At 66.3% G+C, this 17,078-nt stretch carries 15 protein-coding genes; 3 read left to right on the forward strand and 12 right to left on the reverse strand.

The features are described 5' to 3' along the window. Positions 1–186 precede the first annotated feature (186 nt). Entirely contained in the window at positions 187–666 is a 480-nt protein-coding gene (locus AC3WOE_RS07220) for a fasciclin domain-containing protein (RefSeq protein WP_492689354.1), read from the forward strand. A 45-nt stretch (positions 667–711) separates the two neighbouring features. On the opposite strand, the gene glmM is transcribed toward AC3WOE_RS07220, so the two are convergent. From glmM to AC3WOE_RS07240, 4 genes are all read right to left on the reverse strand, one after another. Continuing rightward, positions 712–2,043 (reverse strand): phosphoglucosamine mutase, encoded by a 1,332-nt coding sequence (gene glmM / locus AC3WOE_RS07225; protein WP_492689356.1) that lies wholly within the window; start codon positions 2,041–2,043, stop codon positions 712–714. Positions 2,044–2,056: 13 nt separating this feature from the next. Further along, positions 2,057–2,899: a dihydropteroate synthase gene (gene folP, locus AC3WOE_RS07230; protein WP_492689357.1), complete on the reverse strand. Its 843-nt coding sequence runs from the start codon at positions 2,897–2,899 to the stop codon at positions 2,057–2,059. A gap of 57 nt (positions 2,900–2,956) precedes the next feature. After that, positions 2,957–4,858, reverse strand: coding sequence for an ATP-dependent zinc metalloprotease FtsH (gene ftsH, locus AC3WOE_RS07235; protein ID WP_492689359.1), 1,902 nt, complete (start codon positions 4,856–4,858; stop codon positions 2,957–2,959). A gap of 85 nt (positions 4,859–4,943) precedes the next feature. Beyond that, the gene (locus tag AC3WOE_RS07240; protein ID WP_492689360.1) at positions 4,944–5,618 is read right to left on the reverse strand and encodes an RlmE family RNA methyltransferase; all 675 of its coding nucleotides are present in this window, start codon (positions 5,616–5,618) and stop codon (positions 4,944–4,946) included. 101 nt (positions 5,619–5,719) lie between these two features. On the opposite strand from AC3WOE_RS07240, the gene AC3WOE_RS07245 reads away from it, so the two are divergent. Then, a complete protein-coding gene (locus tag AC3WOE_RS07245; protein WP_492689362.1) occupies positions 5,720–6,199 on the forward strand; it encodes a YhbY family RNA-binding protein in 480 nt (159 codons plus the stop codon). Here the strand turns inward: AC3WOE_RS07245 and AC3WOE_RS07250 are convergent. From AC3WOE_RS07250 to AC3WOE_RS07275, 6 genes are all read right to left on the reverse strand, one after another. Beyond that, a complete protein-coding gene (locus AC3WOE_RS07250; RefSeq protein ID WP_492689364.1) occupies positions 6,177–6,629 on the reverse strand; it encodes a DUF4149 domain-containing protein in 453 nt (150 codons plus the stop codon). The two genes, AC3WOE_RS07245 and AC3WOE_RS07250, sit on opposite strands and share 23 nt — an antisense overlap. 173 nt (positions 6,630–6,802) lie before the next feature. Next, the gene (greA, locus tag AC3WOE_RS07255; protein ID WP_439461964.1) at positions 6,803–7,279 is read right to left on the reverse strand and encodes a transcription elongation factor GreA; all 477 of its coding nucleotides are present in this window, start codon (positions 7,277–7,279) and stop codon (positions 6,803–6,805) included. 78 nt (positions 7,280–7,357) lie between these two features. Next, positions 7,358–10,633: a carbamoyl-phosphate synthase large subunit gene (carB, locus tag AC3WOE_RS07260; protein ID WP_492689367.1), complete on the reverse strand. Its 3,276-nt coding sequence runs from the start codon at positions 10,631–10,633 to the stop codon at positions 7,358–7,360. 10 nt (positions 10,634–10,643) lie between these two features. Further along, a complete protein-coding gene (leuE, locus tag AC3WOE_RS07265) occupies positions 10,644–11,285 on the reverse strand; it encodes a leucine efflux protein LeuE (RefSeq protein ID WP_492689368.1) in 642 nt (213 codons plus the stop codon). Between the two features lie 10 nt (positions 11,286–11,295). Beyond that, positions 11,296–12,456, reverse strand: a complete 1,161-nt coding sequence (carA, locus tag AC3WOE_RS07270; protein WP_492689369.1) for a glutamine-hydrolyzing carbamoyl-phosphate synthase small subunit — start codon at positions 12,454–12,456, stop codon at positions 11,296–11,298. A 201-nt stretch (positions 12,457–12,657) separates the two neighbouring features. Beyond that, a complete protein-coding gene (locus tag AC3WOE_RS07275; protein ID WP_492689370.1) occupies positions 12,658–13,059 on the reverse strand; it encodes a GlcG/HbpS family heme-binding protein in 402 nt (133 codons plus the stop codon). A 90-nt stretch (positions 13,060–13,149) separates the two neighbouring features. Between AC3WOE_RS07275 and AC3WOE_RS07280 the strand changes: the two genes are divergently transcribed. Then, a complete protein-coding gene (locus AC3WOE_RS07280) occupies positions 13,150–13,842 on the forward strand; it encodes a Bax inhibitor-1/YccA family protein (RefSeq protein WP_492689372.1) in 693 nt (230 codons plus the stop codon). A gap of 60 nt (positions 13,843–13,902) precedes the next feature. Here the strand turns inward: AC3WOE_RS07280 and AC3WOE_RS07285 are convergent, their stop codons facing one another. Both AC3WOE_RS07285 and rlmD read right to left on the reverse strand, forming a co-directional pair. Then, the gene (locus AC3WOE_RS07285) at positions 13,903–15,405 is read right to left on the reverse strand and encodes a glycoside hydrolase family 5 protein (RefSeq protein ID WP_492689373.1); all 1,503 of its coding nucleotides are present in this window, start codon (positions 15,403–15,405) and stop codon (positions 13,903–13,905) included. A gap of 219 nt (positions 15,406–15,624) precedes the next feature. Then, positions 15,625–16,989, reverse strand: a complete 1,365-nt coding sequence (gene rlmD / locus AC3WOE_RS07290) for a 23S rRNA (uracil(1939)-C(5))-methyltransferase RlmD (protein WP_492689374.1) — start codon at positions 16,987–16,989, stop codon at positions 15,625–15,627. Positions 16,990–17,078: the final 89 nt, after the last annotated feature.

A 17,078-nucleotide genomic window follows, 5' to 3' on the forward strand; every position in this document is an offset into this window, starting at 1 on the left:
CTAGGGATGGAATGTGACGGTTCGGTGACCACGCCGTCATCAACCCGGTCATTGGAGCGCTTCGGCTCGCCGCTGGGAAGGCGTTCGAACCGCTTTGTGACAGTGTCATTTGAGGTTCATGCGACCGTCATATTGCACTTCTAGAGTGCCGGCCAGCCGTCTTCCAGACTCACCGGAGCCTCCGAAATGATCCGCCGCAACTCCCTGATCGCCCTGGCCGCCGCCAGCCTGCTGGCCGCCTGCGCCACCACGCCCGCCCCGGCACCGCTGGCCGACACCCTGGCCCGCGACCCCCAGCTCAGCACCTTCAACCGCCTGGTGGCCCAGGCCGGCCTGGCCGACGAGCTGCGCGCCAGCGGCCCGCTGACCGTTTTCGCCCCCAGTGACGACGCCTTCAAGGCCGTGCCCGCCAAGACCATGGAGGCCCTGGCAGCCGATCCCGCCCAGCTCAAGGCCGTGCTGGGCTATCACGTCATCGACGGCCGCGTCGCCGCTGCCGACGTCAAGCCGGGCAGCGCCAAGACCCACCAGGGCGCCACCCTGGCCCTGGCCAAGGCCGGCAGCTTCGTCACCGTGGACGACGCCGTCGTCCAGCAAGCCGACATCGTCGCGACCAATGGCGTGGCTCATGTGGTCGATCGCGTGCTGATGCCGCCGAAAAAGTAAACGAAAAGGCCGCCCGAAGGCGGCCTTTAGCGGGGTCTTGACGGGTCAGGCCGCCAGCGTATCGGCCAGGCGCTGTGCGCATCGCTGCGCCAAGCTGGCGTCCGACGCCTCGACCATCACGCGCACCAGCGGCTCGGTGCCCGACGGGCGGATCAGCACGCGGCCGCGGTCGCCAAGTTCGGCGATCACGGCGGTCTGCTCCGCGGCCAGGCGGGTATTGCTCTTCCAGTCCTGGCCCGCTTGCAGGCGCACATTGATCAGCGTCTGCGGGAACAGGTCCACACCCTGCAGCTGCTCGGCCAGGCTGCGGGCACCGCGGCAGACCGATTGCAGCACCAGCAAGGCGCTGACGATGCCGTCGCCCGTGGTGTGCTTGTCCAGGGCCAGCAGATGGCCCGAACCCTCGCCACCGAGCTGCCAGCCACGCGCGGCCAGCTCTTCCAGCACATAGCGGTCACCGACCTTGGCACGCACGAACTCGACGTCGCGCGAGCGCAGCGCCAGCTCGACCGCCATGTTCGTCATCAGCGTGCCGACGGCGCCGGGGACGCGCTGGCCCTGGGCCAGTCGGTCGGCCACCATCACGTAGAGCAACTCGTCGCCGTTGTAGAGGCGGCCGTTGGCGTCCACCAGCTGCAGGCGGTCGGCGTCGCCGTCCAGAGCCACGCCGTAGTCCGCCCCGTGGGCCTTGACGGCCTCGACCAGGGCGCCGGGCGCCGTTGCGCCGAAACCGGCGTTGATGTTGAAGCCGTCGGGCTTGCAGCCGATCGAGATGACCTCGGCGCCCAGTTCATGGAAGACGTCCGGAGCGACGTGATAGGCCGCGCCATGGGCGGCATCGACGACGATCTTCAGACCCTTCAGCGTCAGGTCGGAGCCGAAGCTGTTCTTGCAGAACTCGATATAGCGGCCGCGCGCGTCTTCCAGGCGCCTGGCGCGACCGAGGCTGGCGGAGTCCACCCACTGCGGGGCTTCTTCCAGCGCGGCTTCCACGGCCAGTTCCCAGGCGTCGGGCAGCTTCTCACCCTTGGCGGAGAAGAACTTGATGCCGTTGTCCTGGAAGGGGTTGTGCGAGGCGCTGATGACGACGCCCAGGTCCAGGCGCAGCGCGCGGGTCAGGTAGGCGACGCCGGGGGTCGGCAGCGGGCCGGTCAGCAGCACATTGACGCCGGCGGACGCAAAGCCCGCCTCCAGCGACGATTCCAGCATATAGCCCGAGATGCGCGTGTCCTTGCCGATCAGCACCGTGGGGCGCTGGCTGCTGTTGCGCAGCACGCGGCCGACGGCATGGCCCAGGCGCAGCATGAAGTCCGGCGTGATCGGGGCCTGACCCACCGTGCCTCGAATGCCGTCGGTTCCAAAATACTTGCGGCCCATCGAGCTCTTCCTTTTATTCAATGGCCGAGATTGTCGCCGTATCGATGGCGGCCCAGACCTTGAGCGCGTCCACCGTGGCGGCGACATCGTGCACACGCAGCACGCTGGCGCCGAGGCTGACGGCCTTCAGCGCAGCGGCCAGACTGGCCGGCAGACGCTGGTCGACCGGTCGGCCGGTGATGTCGCCCAGGGTGCGTTTGCGCGACCAACCCACCAGCAGCGGATAGCCCAGTTCCGTCAGCCGGCGCTGGCCGGCCAGCAGGCGCAGATTGTGTTCGGCGTTCTTGGCGAAACCATAGCCGGGGTCGAGGGCGATGCAATCTGCCGGGATGCCTGAATCGCGCGCCGCCCGGGCACGCTGGGCCAGGAAGGCGCCAACCTCGGCGACCACATCGCCATAGACGGCCAGGTCCATCATCGAAGCCGGTTCGCCGCGCATATGCATCAGGCAGACAGCCGCGCCACTGCCGGCCACGGCCGCCAGCGCGCCGGGCATCTGCAGGGCCTGCACGTCGTTGATGATGTCCGCGCCGGCATCCAGGGCTCGCCGCATCACATCGGGTTTGTAGGTGTCGACGGAGACCGGCACGCCCAGCGTGACGGCCACGGCCAGCACGGGCGCGATGCGGGCCCATTCGCTGTCGGCATCGACGCGCGGTGCCCCCGGGCGGGTGGACTCGCCGCCGATGTCCAGGATGTCGGCCCCCTCGGCCACCAGGCGCTCGCAATGGGCGATGGCCGCGTGGTGCTCGTCGTGCCGGCCGCCGTCCGAGAAGGAGTCGGGCGTCACGTTGACGATGCCCATCACGCGCGGGCGGCTCAGGTCTAGCGGGAAGCGGCGGGTCTGCCAGTGCATGAGGGTCGGAATGGAAAACGGGCCCGGTGGAAGCCGGGCCCGTCAGGGGTTGTCGGATCAGGCCGCGGCCGGAGCGCCGTCGGTGCTGACGGGCGGCGTGCCGCCGCTGGGGCCGCTGCTGGGCGCCGAGCTGCCACCACCCGGTTCACGCGGCGGGCGGCCGGCCATGATGTCCAGGATCTGGTCGCGGTCGATGGTTTCCCACTTCATCAGCGCCTCGGTCATGGTCTCGACCTTGTCGCGGTTGTCTTCGAGGATCTTCTGCGCGACGGCGTATTGCTCGTCGAGGATGCGGCGGATCTCGCTGTCGACCTTCTGCTGCGTGGTCTCGCTGATGTTGGCCGTCTTGGTCATGCTGCGGCCGAGGAAGACTTCGCCTTCGTTCTCGGCATAGACCATGGGGCCCAGGGCCTCGCTCATGCCGTAGCGCGTGACCATGTCGCGGGCCATGCGGGTGGCACGCTCGTAGTCGTTGGACGCGCCGGTGGAGATGTCGTGGACGAACAGGTCCTCGGCAATGCGGCCACCGAACATGATGCTGATGCTGTTGAGCATCTGCTTGAAGTAGAGGCTGTGCTGATCACGCTCGGGCAGCTGCCAGGTCACGCCGAGGGCGCGGCCGCGCGGCATGATGGTGACCTTGTGAACCGGGTCGGTGTTGGGCAGCAGCTCGGCGACGACGGCATGGCCGGACTCGTGATAAGCCGTGGCGCGCTTCTCGTCCTCGGTCATGACCATGCTCTTGCGCTCGGGGCCCATATAGAGCTTGTCCTTGGCGCGCTCGAAGTCGATCATTTCCACCAGGCGGCCATTGCGGCGCGCCGCGAACAGGGCCGCCTCGTTGACGAGGTTGGCCAGGTCGGCACCGCTCATGCCGGGCGTGCCGCGGGCCAGGATGGACGCGTTGACGTCCTGGCCGATGGGCACCTTGCGCATGTGCACGTTCAGGATCTGCTCGCGGCCGCGGATGTCCGGCAGCGTCACATAGACCTGGCGGTCGAAACGGCCGGGACGCAGCAGAGCCGGGTCCAGGATGTCGGGGCGGTTGGTGGCCGCGATGACGATGACGCCGAGGTTGGTGTCGAAGCCGTCCATCTCGACCAGCATCTGGTTCAGCGTCTGCTCGCGCTCGTCGTTGCCGCCGCCCAGGCCTGCGCCACGATGGCGGCCGACGGCGTCGATTTCGTCGATGAAGATGATGCAGGGCGCGCTCTTCTTGGCCTGCTCGAACATGTCGCGCACGCGGGCGGCGCCGACACCGACGAACATTTCAACGAAGTCGGAGCCCGAGATCGTGAAGAAGGGCACCTTGGCTTCGCCGGCGATGGACTTGGCCAGCAGCGTCTTGCCGGTACCCGGAGGGCCGACCATCAGCACGCCGCGCGGGATGCGGCCGCCGAGCTTCTGGAACTTCTGCGGGTCCTTCAGGAAGTCGACCAGCTCCTTCACCTCTTCCTTGGCCTCGTCGCAACCGGCGACGTCGGCAAAGGTGACGGTGTTGTTGTTCTCGTCCAGCATGCGGGCTTTGCTCTTGCCGAAGCTGAAGGCACCGCCCTTGCCGCCGCCCTGCATCTGGCGCATGAAATAGACCCAGACGCCGATCAGCAGCAGCATGGGCGTCCAGTTGATCAGCATGCTGACCAGGAAGCTCTGCTCTTCGCGCGGCTTGACGTCGAACTTGACGCCGTTGTTGCGCAGGTCACCCACCAGGCCCTGGTCCTTGGCCGTGGCCAGGGTGCGCAGCTTGTTGCCGTCGGTGTCCTCGGCGATCACGTCACCCGCAAAACCGTCTGGCAGCACGACCGACTTGATGCGACGCGCCTGGACCAGATCCAGGAACTCGGAATAGGTGACTTGCTTGCCGGGGGCCGTCGTGCCGCCGAACTGCTTGACGACCGTGAACAGCACCAGCGCGATCACGATCCAGACGGCGAACTTCGAAAACCATTGATTGTTCACTGCGACTCCTTGGCCCTGATGGCCCAGCGCGGGTTTCAGGACAGTGGGGGCGATTTTAAGGGCGGCAAGGGGGCTAGCCCTGTAATCAGCGGTTTTTCACCCCAATACCGACCAAGAATGTCTCGGAAGAGCGGATGCGCGAGGCCTTGGGCTTCACGACCTTGAAGACCTTGAAGTGTGCCCGGAAGAGGTCGACGAGCTCGTTGTAGCCGCTGCCGTGGAAGACCTTGGCCACCAGGGCGCCGTCGGGCTTGAGGTGCTTGTCGGCGAAATCGACGGCCAATTCGATCAGGTTGGAGATGCGGGCGGCGTCCGTCGCCGCAATACCCGACAGATTGGGCGCCATATCCGACACCACGACATCCACAGGTTTGCCGGCCAGCGCTTCTTCCAGCTGGGCCAGCACGGCGTCTTCCTGGAAATCGCCTTGGATGAAGTGCACGCCCTCGATGGGCTCGAAGTCCAGCAGGTCCAGCGCAATGATGGTGCCGTTGAGCTGGCCGACGGCCGCCCCGCCTTGGCCCGCCTCCTTGGGCGCGAACTTGCGGCGCAGATACTGGCTCCAGGCCCCGGGCGTGGCGCCCAGGTCCACCACCACCTGGCCCGGGCGGATCAGCTTGAGCTCCTCGTCGATCTCCTTGAGCTTGTAGGCGGCACGCGAACGGTAGCCGTCCTTCTGCGCCTGCTGCACATAGGGGTCCGAGACATGGTTGTTCAACCACGCCTTGTTCAGTTTCTTGCTTTTGGTTTGAGTTTTCACGGTGCTATTAGACGGGACAACCGGCTTGCCGGTTGCGGCGCAGGCTCACGTCGCTCGCGACGTGAAGGCGCTTTGCGCCGGGCCGAAGCCATAATTCGGGGATGCCTCAAATCAATCTGACCCCCGCCCAGCGCAAGGACAAGCGCGCCGATGCCCACCATCTCGACCCGGTCGTGATGATCGGCGGCGAGGGCCTGACGCCGGCCGTCGTCAAGGAAACCGATCTCGCGCTGAAGGCTCATGGCCTGATCAAGGTGCGGGTGCTGGGCGACGACCGCGCGGCCCGCGAGGAGATGTTCGCGCAGCTCTGCGACGAACTGAACGCCGCCCCCATCCAGCACATCGGCAAGCTGCTGGTGCTGTGGCGCCCCATCCCCGAGAAGGCCAAGGCAGAGCGCGAGGACGCCATGCCCGGCCCCCGCGTTGTCAAGATCGTCAAATTCTCCAAGAGCGGCAATGGCCGCCCGCAGATCAACAAGGTCAAGGTCATGGGCAATGAGCGCGTGACCCAGGGCGGCGAGATCAAGCGCATCAAGAAGCGCAGCAAGACCACCAGCGTCAAGAAGTCCTTCTCGGACTGAGCTGGCTGAGCCAGGCCAGGGCCAAGACGGCCAGGCCCTTCACACCGAAAAACGCCAGCGACACGCCATGCAGCGCCGCGAATGACGCAGCACCATGGCCGGCTTTCGCGTCGGCCATCAGGGGTTGCAGGCCGTAATAGCCGGCAATGGTGCAGAACAGCGCGACGGCCGGCAGCAGCAGCTTCGCGGAAAAGACATTGCTCGCCGCGCCCGCCTCGACGGCGTCACGGGCAATGCGACGCTCGATCAACATCAGGATCAGGGCCGTGGCCAGGCTCACCTGGGCTTCGACACCGAAGAGCCGGCCGACGAACGTGCCCGCCTGGGCCCGCTCCAGCACCGCGAACGCGCTCGGCGCCGCTGCGAAGGCTACACACAGCAAAAAGCCGCCCCAGAGGGCGGCCAGCAGGGCTTGGAGTTTCGGAAACATCGTCGCCTATTCGTAGTGCCTTACCGAGTGGCTGCCGCGGAACCGGCTTTGCCGGGCCGCTGGCTGCTGCCAAAGCCAGAGGGTTTGTCCTTCGCCAGGCACAAACAGTCCTCAGGACTGTTTGTGTCCGGGCTCAGCCCCCTTGAGGGGGCCGGCGCAGCCGGTAGGGGGTGTTATTCGTACCGAACTTCGATGATCTCGTAACGACGGACGCCGCCGGGCGCTTGAACCTCGGCCACGTCGCCGGCTTCCTTGCCGATCAGCGCACGGGCGATGGGCGAGCCCACCGAGATGCGCCCCAGCTTGATGTCGGCTTCGTCGTCGCCGGTGATCTGGTAGGTCACGGCATTGCCACTGTCTTCGTCCTCAAGGTCGACGGTGGCGCCGAACACCACGCGACCGCCGGCATCCAGCGACGAGGGGTCGATGATCTGGGCCGCGGCCAGCTTGCCTTCGATCTCGAGGATGCGGCCTTCGATGAAGCCCTGCTTGTCCTTGGCCGCGTCGTACTCGGCGTTTTCGCTCAGGTCACCCTGGGCGCGCGCCTCGGCAATCGCCTGGACGACGGCGTGACGCTCGACGGTCTTGAGGCGGTGCAGCTCGGCCTTCAGCGCCTCGGCGCCGCGCTTGGTCAGGGGGATGGTCGTCATGTCAAAACTCGATGGCAAAAAGAGTTCCGCCGCTGCGGCCCGTGCGGGCTGCTGCGGCGGAATCGATAGGGCTGGAGTTTAAGCCAGCTCGGCGTGCAGTTCCTGCAGGGATTGCACGGTCAGGCCGTCACGGTGTTTCATGCCCTCGACCGCGGCCTCACAGCCGGCCATGGTCGTGTAGTAGGTCACACGATTGGCAAGTGCGGCCTGGCGGATGTAGCGGCTGTCGGCGATGGCGGTGCGGGTCTCGTCCACCGTCGTGAAGACGAGCTGGATGTCGCCCCCCTTCAAGGCATCGACGATGTGCGGACGGCCGTCCTTGATCTTGTTGATCAGCTTGCAAGGCACGCCAGCCTCGATGATGGCCGCGGCCGTGCCCTTGGTCGCGACGAGACCGAAGCCCAGCTCGTGCAGATCCTTGGCGATGGCGATGGCGCGGGCCTTGTCGTTGTTCTTGACGGTGATAAGCACATTGCCCTGGCGCGGCAGGCGCGAGCCGGCGCCGATCTGGCTCTTCAGCATGGCTTCGCCGAAGGTCTTGGCGGCGCCCATGACTTCACCCGTCGAACGCATCTCGGGGCTGAGGATGGGGTCCACGCCCGGGAACTTGTTGAAGGGGAAGACGGCTTCCTTGACGCTGAAGTAAGGCGGCACGACCTCGGCCGGCACGCGGCCCTTGCGGTCGCGCTGGTCGGTGATCTTCTGGCCGGCCATGCAGCGCGCGGCGATCTTGGCGAGTTGCTGGCCGGTGGCCTTGGACACATAGGGCACCGTGCGCGAGGCGCGCGGGTTCACTTCCAGCACATAGATCGTGCAGTGGGCCAGGCCCTTGGCGACGTCGCCCTGGATGGCGAACTGCACGTTCATCAGGCCGATGACCTTCAGCGCCTTGGCCATCGCGGCCGTCTGGCGGCGCAGTTCGTCCTGCACATCGGCCGCCAGCGTGTAGGGCGGCAGCGAGCAGGCCGAGTCGCCCGAATGGATGCCGGCCGCCTCGATGTGCTCCATGATGCCGCCGATCATCGTGTCGACGCCGTCGCTGATGCAGTCGACGTCGACCTCGATGGCGTCCTGCAGGAAGTGGTCCAGCAGCACCGGCGACTTCTCGCTGACGCGCACCGCTTCGCGCATATAGCGCTCCAGATCCTTGTCGCCGTGCACGATTTCCATCGCACGGCCGCCCAGCACATAGCTCGGGCGCACGACCAGCGGGTAGCCGATCTCGTTGGCCAGCGTGACGGCCTGCTCCTCGGTGCGCGCGGTGCGGTTGGGCGGCTGCTTCAGGCCCAGCTCGTGCAGCAGCTTCTGGAAGCGCTCGCGGTCCTCGGCGATGTCGATGGAGTCGGGCGTCGTGCCGATGATGGGCACGCCGGCGCGCTCCAGGTCCAGGGCCAGCTTCAGCGGCGTCTGGCCGCCGTATTGCACGATGACGCCGACCGGCTTTTCCTTGTCGACGATCTCCAGCACGTCTTCCAGCGTGACGGGCTCGAAGTAGAGGCGGTCGGACGTGTCGTAGTCGGTCGAGACGGTCTCGGGGTTGCAGTTGACCATCAGCGTCTCGTAGCCGTCCTCGCGCATGGCGAGGGCCGCGTGCACGCAGCAGTAGTCGAACTCGATGCCCTGGCCGATGCGGTTGGGGCCACCGCCCAGCACCATGATCTTCTTCTTGTCGGTCGGTGCGGCCTCGCACTCGGCGCCCTCGCCTTCATAGGTCGAGTACATATAGGCCGTCTGCGTCGAGAACTCGGCGGCGCAGGTGTCCACGCGCTTGTAGACGGGGCGCACATTCAGCGCATGGCGGCGCTCACGCACGGCGTGCTGGTGGGTGCCCAGCAGCTTGGCCAGGCGCTTGTCCGAGAAGCCCTTGGTCTTGAGCAGGCGCAGCTCGGCTTCGGTGACCGATTCGATGCTGCGGCCCTTGAGGTCGGCTTCGATCTGCACCAGCTGTTCGATCTGGGCCAGGAACCACGGGTCCACCGCGGTCTCTTCGTAGATCTCGTCCAGCGTCATACCGATGCGGAAGGCATCGGCCAGGAAGAGGATGCGTTCGGGGCCGGCTTCGCCGATCTCCTGCACGATCTCTTCGCGATCGGTGGAACGCTCGGTCAGGCCGTCGATGCCGGTCTCCAGGCCGCGCAGCGCCTTCTGGAAGGACTCCTGGAAGGTGCGGCCCATGGCCATCACCTCGCCGACCGACTTCATCTGCGTCGTCAGGCGCGAGTCGGCCATCGGGAACTTCTCGAAGGCGAAGCGCGGGATCTTGGTGACGACGTAGTCGATGCTGGGCTCGAAGCTCGCCGGCGTGGCACCGCCGGTGATGTCGTTCTTCAACTCGTCCAGCGTGTAGCCGACGGCCAGCTTGGCCGCGACCTTGGCGATGGGAAAGCCCGTGGCCTTGGACGCCAGCGCCGACGAACGCGACACGCGCGGGTTCATCTCGATGACGACCATGCGGCCGTCCTTCGGGTTGATGGAGAACTGCACGTTGGAGCCACCGGTGTCCACGCCGATCTCGCGCAGCACGGCCAGGGACGCATTGCGCAGCAGCTGGTATTCCTTGTCCGACAGCGTCTGGCTGGGCGCCACGGTGATGGAGTCACCGGTGTGGATGCCCATCGGGTCCAGGTTCTCGATGGAGCAGACGATGATGCAGTTGTCCGCCTTGTCGCGGACGACTTCCATCTCGTATTCCTTCCAGCCGATCAGGCTCTCTTCGATGAGCAGCTCGTTGGTCGGCGACAGGTCCAGGCCGCGCTTGCAGATGGTCTCGAATTCTTCGGGGTTGTAGGCGATGCCGCCGCCCGTGCCGCCCAACGTGAAGCTGGGGCGGATGACCATGGGGAAGCCGCTGCCACCGATGTCGGCATGGATGCGCTTCTGCACGCTCCAGGCTTCTTCCAGCGAATGCGCGATGCCCGACCGCGCCGAGCCCAGGCCGATCTTGGTCATCGCGTCCTTGAACTTCAGGCGGTCCTCGGCCTTCTCGATGGCGACCTCGTTGGCACCGATCATCTCGACGTTGTACTTGGCCAGCACGCCGTGCTTGTGCAGGTCCAGGGCGCAGTTCAGCGCGGTCTGGCCGCCCATGGTCGGCAGCACCGCGTCAGGGCGCTCCTTGGCGATGATCTTCTCGACCACCTGCCAGGTGATGGGCTCGATGTAGGTGACGTCCGCCGTGTCCGGGTCCGTCATGATGGTCGCCGGGTTGCTGTTCACCAGGATGACCTTGTAGCCCTCCTCGCGCAGCGCCTTGCAGGCCTGGGCGCCCGAGTAGTCGAACTCGCAGGCCTGGCCGATGATGATCGGGCCGGCGCCGATGATGAGGATGCTTTTGAGGTCTGTACGTTTCGGCATGGCGGTCTGCTTAGAGAGTGGCCGTGGCCAGCTTGGCCCCGAACCCAACGAAAAGTGCACCGACGCCCGCATTGGCGGCGCCGGAGAGTCGACGGCGTGCACGGAAGGCCGCGGCAAGGCGGGCGCCGGCAAAGATCAGCGTCGAGAGATAGACAAAGCTGAGCACCTGGATGATGGAACCCAGGATCAGGAAGGTCAGCGCCGGCGTCGGATAGGCCGGGTCGACGAACTGGATGAAGAAGGACAGCAGGAAGGCGATGGCCTTGGGGTTCAGCAGGCTGACGACCAGGGCCTTGCGGAAGGGCTGGCTGGCGTCGACCACGCGCGGCGCCTCGTTGCTCCTGCCATTGCCGCGCCAGGTGCTGATCGCACCGCGCAGCAGCTGGATGCCGATCCAGCCCAGGTAGACCGCGCCGACCATCTTCACGACGAAGAAGATCTGCGGGCTGGCCATCAGGAGCGAAGCGCCGCCGGCGGCCGCGGCCGTCATCAGCACCGTGTCGCCCACGAACACGCCGCAGGCCGCCGTGTAGCCGGTGCGCACGCCGCGCTGGGCCGCGACGGACAGCACATAGAGCGAGTTGGGCCCGGGCAGCAGGATGATGAAGATCGCTGCCGCGAGAAAGGTGCCGAGATCAGTGATGCCGAACATGCCGCCCTCCTCAGGACTTGGACATCAGGCCAATGAAACGGTCGAACAGGTAGGCGATGTCATGCGGGCCGGGGCTGGCTTCCGGGTGGCCCTGGAAGCTGAAGGCCGGCTTGTCGGTGCGGGCGATGCCCTGCAGCGTGCCGTCGAAGAGGCTGATGTGGGTGGCGCGCAGGTTGGCCGGCAGCGTCTCGGGGTCGACCGCGAAGCCGTGGTTCTGGCTGGTGATGCCGACGCGGCCGCTGTCGAGGTCCTTGACCGGGTGGTTGGCGCCGTGGTGGCCGAACTTCATCTTGAAGGTCTTGGCACCCGAGGCCAGCGCCAGGATCTGGTGGCCCAGGCAGATACCGAAGACGGGAATGCCGGACTCGATCAGCTGGGCCGTGGCCTTGATGGCGTAGTCGCAGGGTTCCGGGTCGCCGGGGCCGTTGGACAGGAAGACGCCGTCCGGCTCCAGGTCGAAGACCGCGCTGGCGGGCGTTTGCGCGGGCACGATGGTGACCTTGCAGCCGCGCTCGGCCAGCATGCGCAGGATGTTGCTCTTGACGCCGAAGTCGTAGGCGACGACGTGGAACTTGGGCGCGGTCTGGGTGCCGTAGCCGCTGCCGAGCTTCCACTCGGTCTGCGTCCAGGTTTCGTTCTCGGTGCGGCTGACGACCTTGGCCAGGTCCAGGCCCGCCATCGACGGTGCAAGCTTGGCAGCGGCGACGGCTGCGTCGATATGGGCTTGCGTGACCGCTTCGCCGGCGGCCAGGGCCAGGATGCAGCCGTTCTGGGCGCCCTTCGTCCGCAGCACGCGCGTCAGGCGGCGCGTGTCCAGGCCGGCGATGCCGACCGTGCCCTGCTCGCGCAGATAGGCGTCCAGCGTCTTGCCGGAGCGGAAATTGGACGCGCGGATCGGCAGGTCCTTGATGACCAGGCCGGCGGCGAAGACCTTGCCGGCCTCGACGTCTTGCTCGCTGATGCCATAGCTGCCGATGTGCGGATACGTCAGCGTGACGATCTGCTTGCAGTAGCTGGGGTCGGTCAGGATTTCCTGGTAGCCGGTCAGCGCGGTGTTGAACACCACTTCACCGACGGTCTGGCCCGTCGCGCCAATGGATTGGCCTCGGAACACCGTCCCATCCGCCAGAGCCAGGATTGCTTGAGGGGGATGGAGCAGGTCAGCCAGCACGAAAGTCTCCGCAAGTGGGGCGCGTGCCCAGCATCAACCCGCCTGAACTGATTCAGGAGCGGATCAACTTGAGGAAACCGAAGAGGTTTTCGCCGGGCAGCAGGTGGGTTCAGGTAAACCCATCGAGTATAGCCGACTGGGGTTAGTACGGAGGCTTCGTGACCACCTCGCGACGGCTTCGTGACGCCTCAAAGTGCCGCTTCAGAGGGCGGCAATACCGGCCTTGGCGATTTCCGCGTCTTCAACGGACTTGACGCCGCTGATGCCCACCGCACCCACGCACTGGCCGTCGACGAGGATGGGCACGCCGCCTTCGAGCATGCCGTGCATGCCGGGCACGCTGAGGAAGGACTGGCGGCCGCCGTTGATCATGTCCTCGTAGATCTTGGATTCACGCCGGCCCAGCGCCGAGGTGTGGGCCTTGGCCGGTGCGAACAGGGCCGAACTGGGCGAGGCGCCATCCAGGCGCTGCAGCCACAAAAGATGGCCACCGGCGTCGACGATGGCGATGGACACCGCCCAGCCCTTGCTGAGGGCATGCGCCTCGGCAGCGGCGGCGATGCGCTTGACGTCGGCGAGTTCGAGTTGGGCTTGCTGTTTCATGGTCTTGATTTCAAGGGATTGGCCCCCAATGTAGCCGCCTGGCGGGGCCCTAGAATTCCCGCGGTCAATTCGTCCCCGGAGCTTCTCGTCATGAACGACAGTCTGCAAACCTCCTACGGCTACGCCGACGGCAGCCTTGCCGCCGACCGCCAGCGCGTGCTGCGCAACACCTACTGGCTGCTGGCGCTGTCCCTGGTGCCGACGGTGGTGGGCGCGTGGATCGGTGTCGCGACCGGCATGTTCGCCACGATGGCCCCGGGCACGAGCGCCATCATCTTCTTCGTCGGCGCCTTCGGCCTGATGTTCGTGGTCGAGAAGACCAAGGACAGCGCCACCGGCGTTGCCGCCCTGCTGGCCTTCACCTTCTTCATGGGCCTGATGCTGTCGCGCCTGATCGGCCTGGTACTCGGCTTCAAGAACGGCGCATCCCTGGTCATGACGGCCTTCGGCGGCACTGCCGCGGTGTTCTTCACGATGGCCACGCTGGCCAGCGTCATCAAGCGCGACCTGTCGGCCATGGGCAAGTTCCTGGCGGTCGGTGCGTGGGTCGTCTTCTTCGGCTGCATCGCCACCTTCTTCCTGCATTCGTCGGCGCTGCTGCTGACCGTGCTGGTGCTGATGCTGGGCGTGTTCTCGGCCTTCATGCTCTACGACGTCAAGCGCGTCATCGACGGCGGCGAGACCAACTACATCACCGCGACCCTGCACATCTACCTGGACATCTACAACGTGTTCCAGAGCCTGCTGTCCCTGCTGGGCATCTTTGGCGGCGATCGCGACTGAGCCCCCTTCCACACAAGACAAAGGCGGCCCGCGGGCCGCCTTTTCTTTTGCTGCGTCAGTTCACTTGCCCGGCGTGTAGTTGCGCAGCACGAAGGGCGCACTGACGATGATGGGCTGGCCGACCTTGCCCACGTGCGCCGACAGCATCACCGTGCCCGCAGCCTGGTTCTCCTGGGCCGTGCCGTTCAGCATGACGGGCTCGAGCTTGTTGGTCAGCGTCACCGTGCCCGACACCAGGGCCGTGTAGGGCGCGGCATTCAGCTGCAGCGACAGCGGCACGTCGACCTTGGCCTTGGCGTCTTCGGTGTCCAGGCGCATCCAGACCAGCACCTGCAGCTTGTCGCCCTTGCGGATGTCGGCCGTGATGGGCGCGATGACGCCGTTGTCCCAGGGGTTGGCGCGCTTGCCCTGCAGGTCGACGCGCAGACAGGTCTTGCCCGATGCTTCGCACGGCACCTGCTGGGTGGACTGGCCCTCGCCATAAACCGACCAGGCGCTGGCCTTGGCCGAATTGATGAGGTGATCCAGCGCCGGGTCGCTGCTACGCGCCACTGGCTGGGCCGCACCGGGAACAGGCACCAGGGCGCTGAGGATGGGCTTGACCCAGCCGTCGGCCTTCATGTCCCAGACGACGAAGTCGGAATCGAACTGCCAGTAGCTCCAGCCGAAGCCGCGCGCTTCAGCCGTGCGGGCCACCGCTGCCGTCCAGGCTGCACGCTGGGCCATGCCGGCCGTCTCCAGCGCGCCGAACTCACCCAGCAGGATGGGCCGCCCGCTGCGTTGGGCCCAGGCCTTGACGCGGTCGAAGTCCTGCTTGAGCTTGTCCTGCTCGGCCGCGGTGCCCCAGGTCACGCCGGACAGCTTCTGGAACTGCGGCGTCCACGACGCGCCCTGGTGGGTGAACTCCATCGGCGTGTAGTAGTGGAAGGTCACGACCAGGTTGCGGTCCGCCTCGGGCAGCTTGAGGCTGTCCAGTTGGTCCAGCGAGTTCCAGAACTTGGGGCCGACGACGACACGGCGCCTGGGATTGGTCTCGCGGATGACGGCCAGGTTCTCGGCCAGCATGTCGTTCCAGACCGCATCGGCCGCGCCATTGGGCTCGTTCAGGATCTCGAACAGCACGGCATCCGGCGCGTCCTTGTAGCGCGGCGCGATCTGGCGCCAGAAGGCCTTGAGCCGCGCGCGGCACTTGTCGATCTCCTTGGCGCAGTCGTTGAAGTTGTGCTGGTCGAGGATGACCTGCAGGCCGGCGTTCAGCGCCGCGGCCGTCATCTCGTCCAGCGTCTTCAGCCAGTCGGCCGACAGCCGGCCCTCGGCATCCATGTGCTCGAAGGCATGCAGATTCATGCGCACATGGTCGAAGCCGCCGTCGCGGATGGCCTGCATATGCCGCGTCTGGAAGCGCGCCTTGGCCGGATCGCTCCACAAGGGGTCATAGCCGATCACATTGACGCCACGCTTCAGCGCGAGCTGGGGCAGAGGCGCGCCTTGCGCGAATGCGGCGGAGGTCAGGCCCAGGGCCAGGCAGGCAACGCCAAGAAGGCGCGGGAGTGGGTTTCGCATCTCTTGTCTCCAAACGAACTAAACATTCTTGTTTACTCATTTTGTCGACATCAAGCCGCCAACGATTCCGGACTAACACCAAGACATCCAAGCAAAAAATCCGGCCCGCCGCGACGCGGCAGGCCGGATTTCGTTTACTAAACCGTTTCGGGCGGGGCGATCGGCGCTCGAAGACGGCGATGCTCAAGTTCCGGCTCACATCGCCGAGGCGATATGACCCTACTCTGAAGCACTGCGGTCAAAGACCGCAATGCTTTCGACGTGGGCGGTGTGCGGGAACATGTTCACCGCGCTGGCCGCCGTGCAGCGATAGCCGGCCACATTGACCAGCAGGCCCGCATCCCGCGCCAGCGTTGCCGGGTTGCAGCTGACGTAGACGATGCGCTTCGGGGGCGTCCAGCCCGGGGCCAGGGACGGATCCTGGGCGATGTCCGCCACGGCCTTGGCCAGCGCAAAGGCGCCCTCGCGCGGCGGGTCGATCAGCCAGCGGTCGGCCGTGCCGTCCAGGGCCAGCAGTTCGGGCGTCATCTCGAACAGGTTGCGCGCCACGAAGCTGGTCTTGTGGGCCAGGCCATTGGCCTGGGCGTTCTCGCGCGAACGCTGCACCAGGGTTTCGCTGCCCTCGATGCCCAGCACCTCGCGCGCCTGCGTAGCCAGCGGCAGCGTGAAGTTGCCCAGGCCGCAGAACCAGTCGATGACGCGCTCGTCCTTCTGCACCGCCAGCAGCCGCAGCGCGCGGCCCACCAGGCTGGCATTGATGTGCGGATTGACCTGGGTGAAGTCGGTCGGCTTGAAGGGCATGCGGATGCCGAACTCGGGCAGCGCGTACGCCAGCTCAGGGCCGCCCTCGTCCAGCAGCTTGACCGTGTCCGGCCCCTTGGGCTGCAGCCACCACTGCACGCCGTGTTTGGCGGCAAATTCGCGCAGCAGGGCGATGTCGCCGTCCGGCAGCGGATTCAGATGACGCAGCACCAGGGCGATGACCTCGTCGCCCATGGCCAGCTCGATCTGCGGCAGGCGGTCGCGCTCGGCCATGCTGGAGATCAGCTCGCGCATCGGCATCAGCAGGTCGCTGACGACTTTGGGCACGACCTTGCAGACCTGCATATCGGCCACATAGCGGCTCTTGCGCTCGTGAAAGCCGATCAGCACCACGCCCTTCTTCTGCACATAGCGCACCGAGAAGCGCGCCCGGTAGCGATAGCCCCAGGTCGGTCCTTCGATGGGGCGCAGAAGCACCTCGGGCTTGACCTTGCCGAGATGCCAGAGCTGGTCTTCCACCACGCGCTGCTTGACGGCCACCTGGGCACCGGCCTGCAGATGCTGCATCTTGCAGCCGCCGCAGGCACCCGCATGCAGGCCGAAATGGGGGCAGCCCGGCGTCACGCGCAGCGGGCTTTCCTTCTTGATCTCGGTGAGCTGGCCCTGTTCCCAGTTGTTCTTGCGGCGCGAGATCTGCGCCTTCACCACTTCGCCCGGCAGCGCGCCGTCGATGAAGACCACCTTGCCCTCGGCGTTGTGCGCCACGCCCTGCGCCTCAAGTTCGATGCTTTCGACCTTGAGCCAATCCGTTGTCTGAGTCATCCCCCGATTATCGGAGGAGGCTGGTGGACCCCTGATTTCCGGGCCGAGCGCTGGGCCGCTCCCGAGCCGGCCCGCTTTGGCGATGTGCT

It is taken from the genome of Roseateles sp. FW305-36, assembly GCF_058787015.1.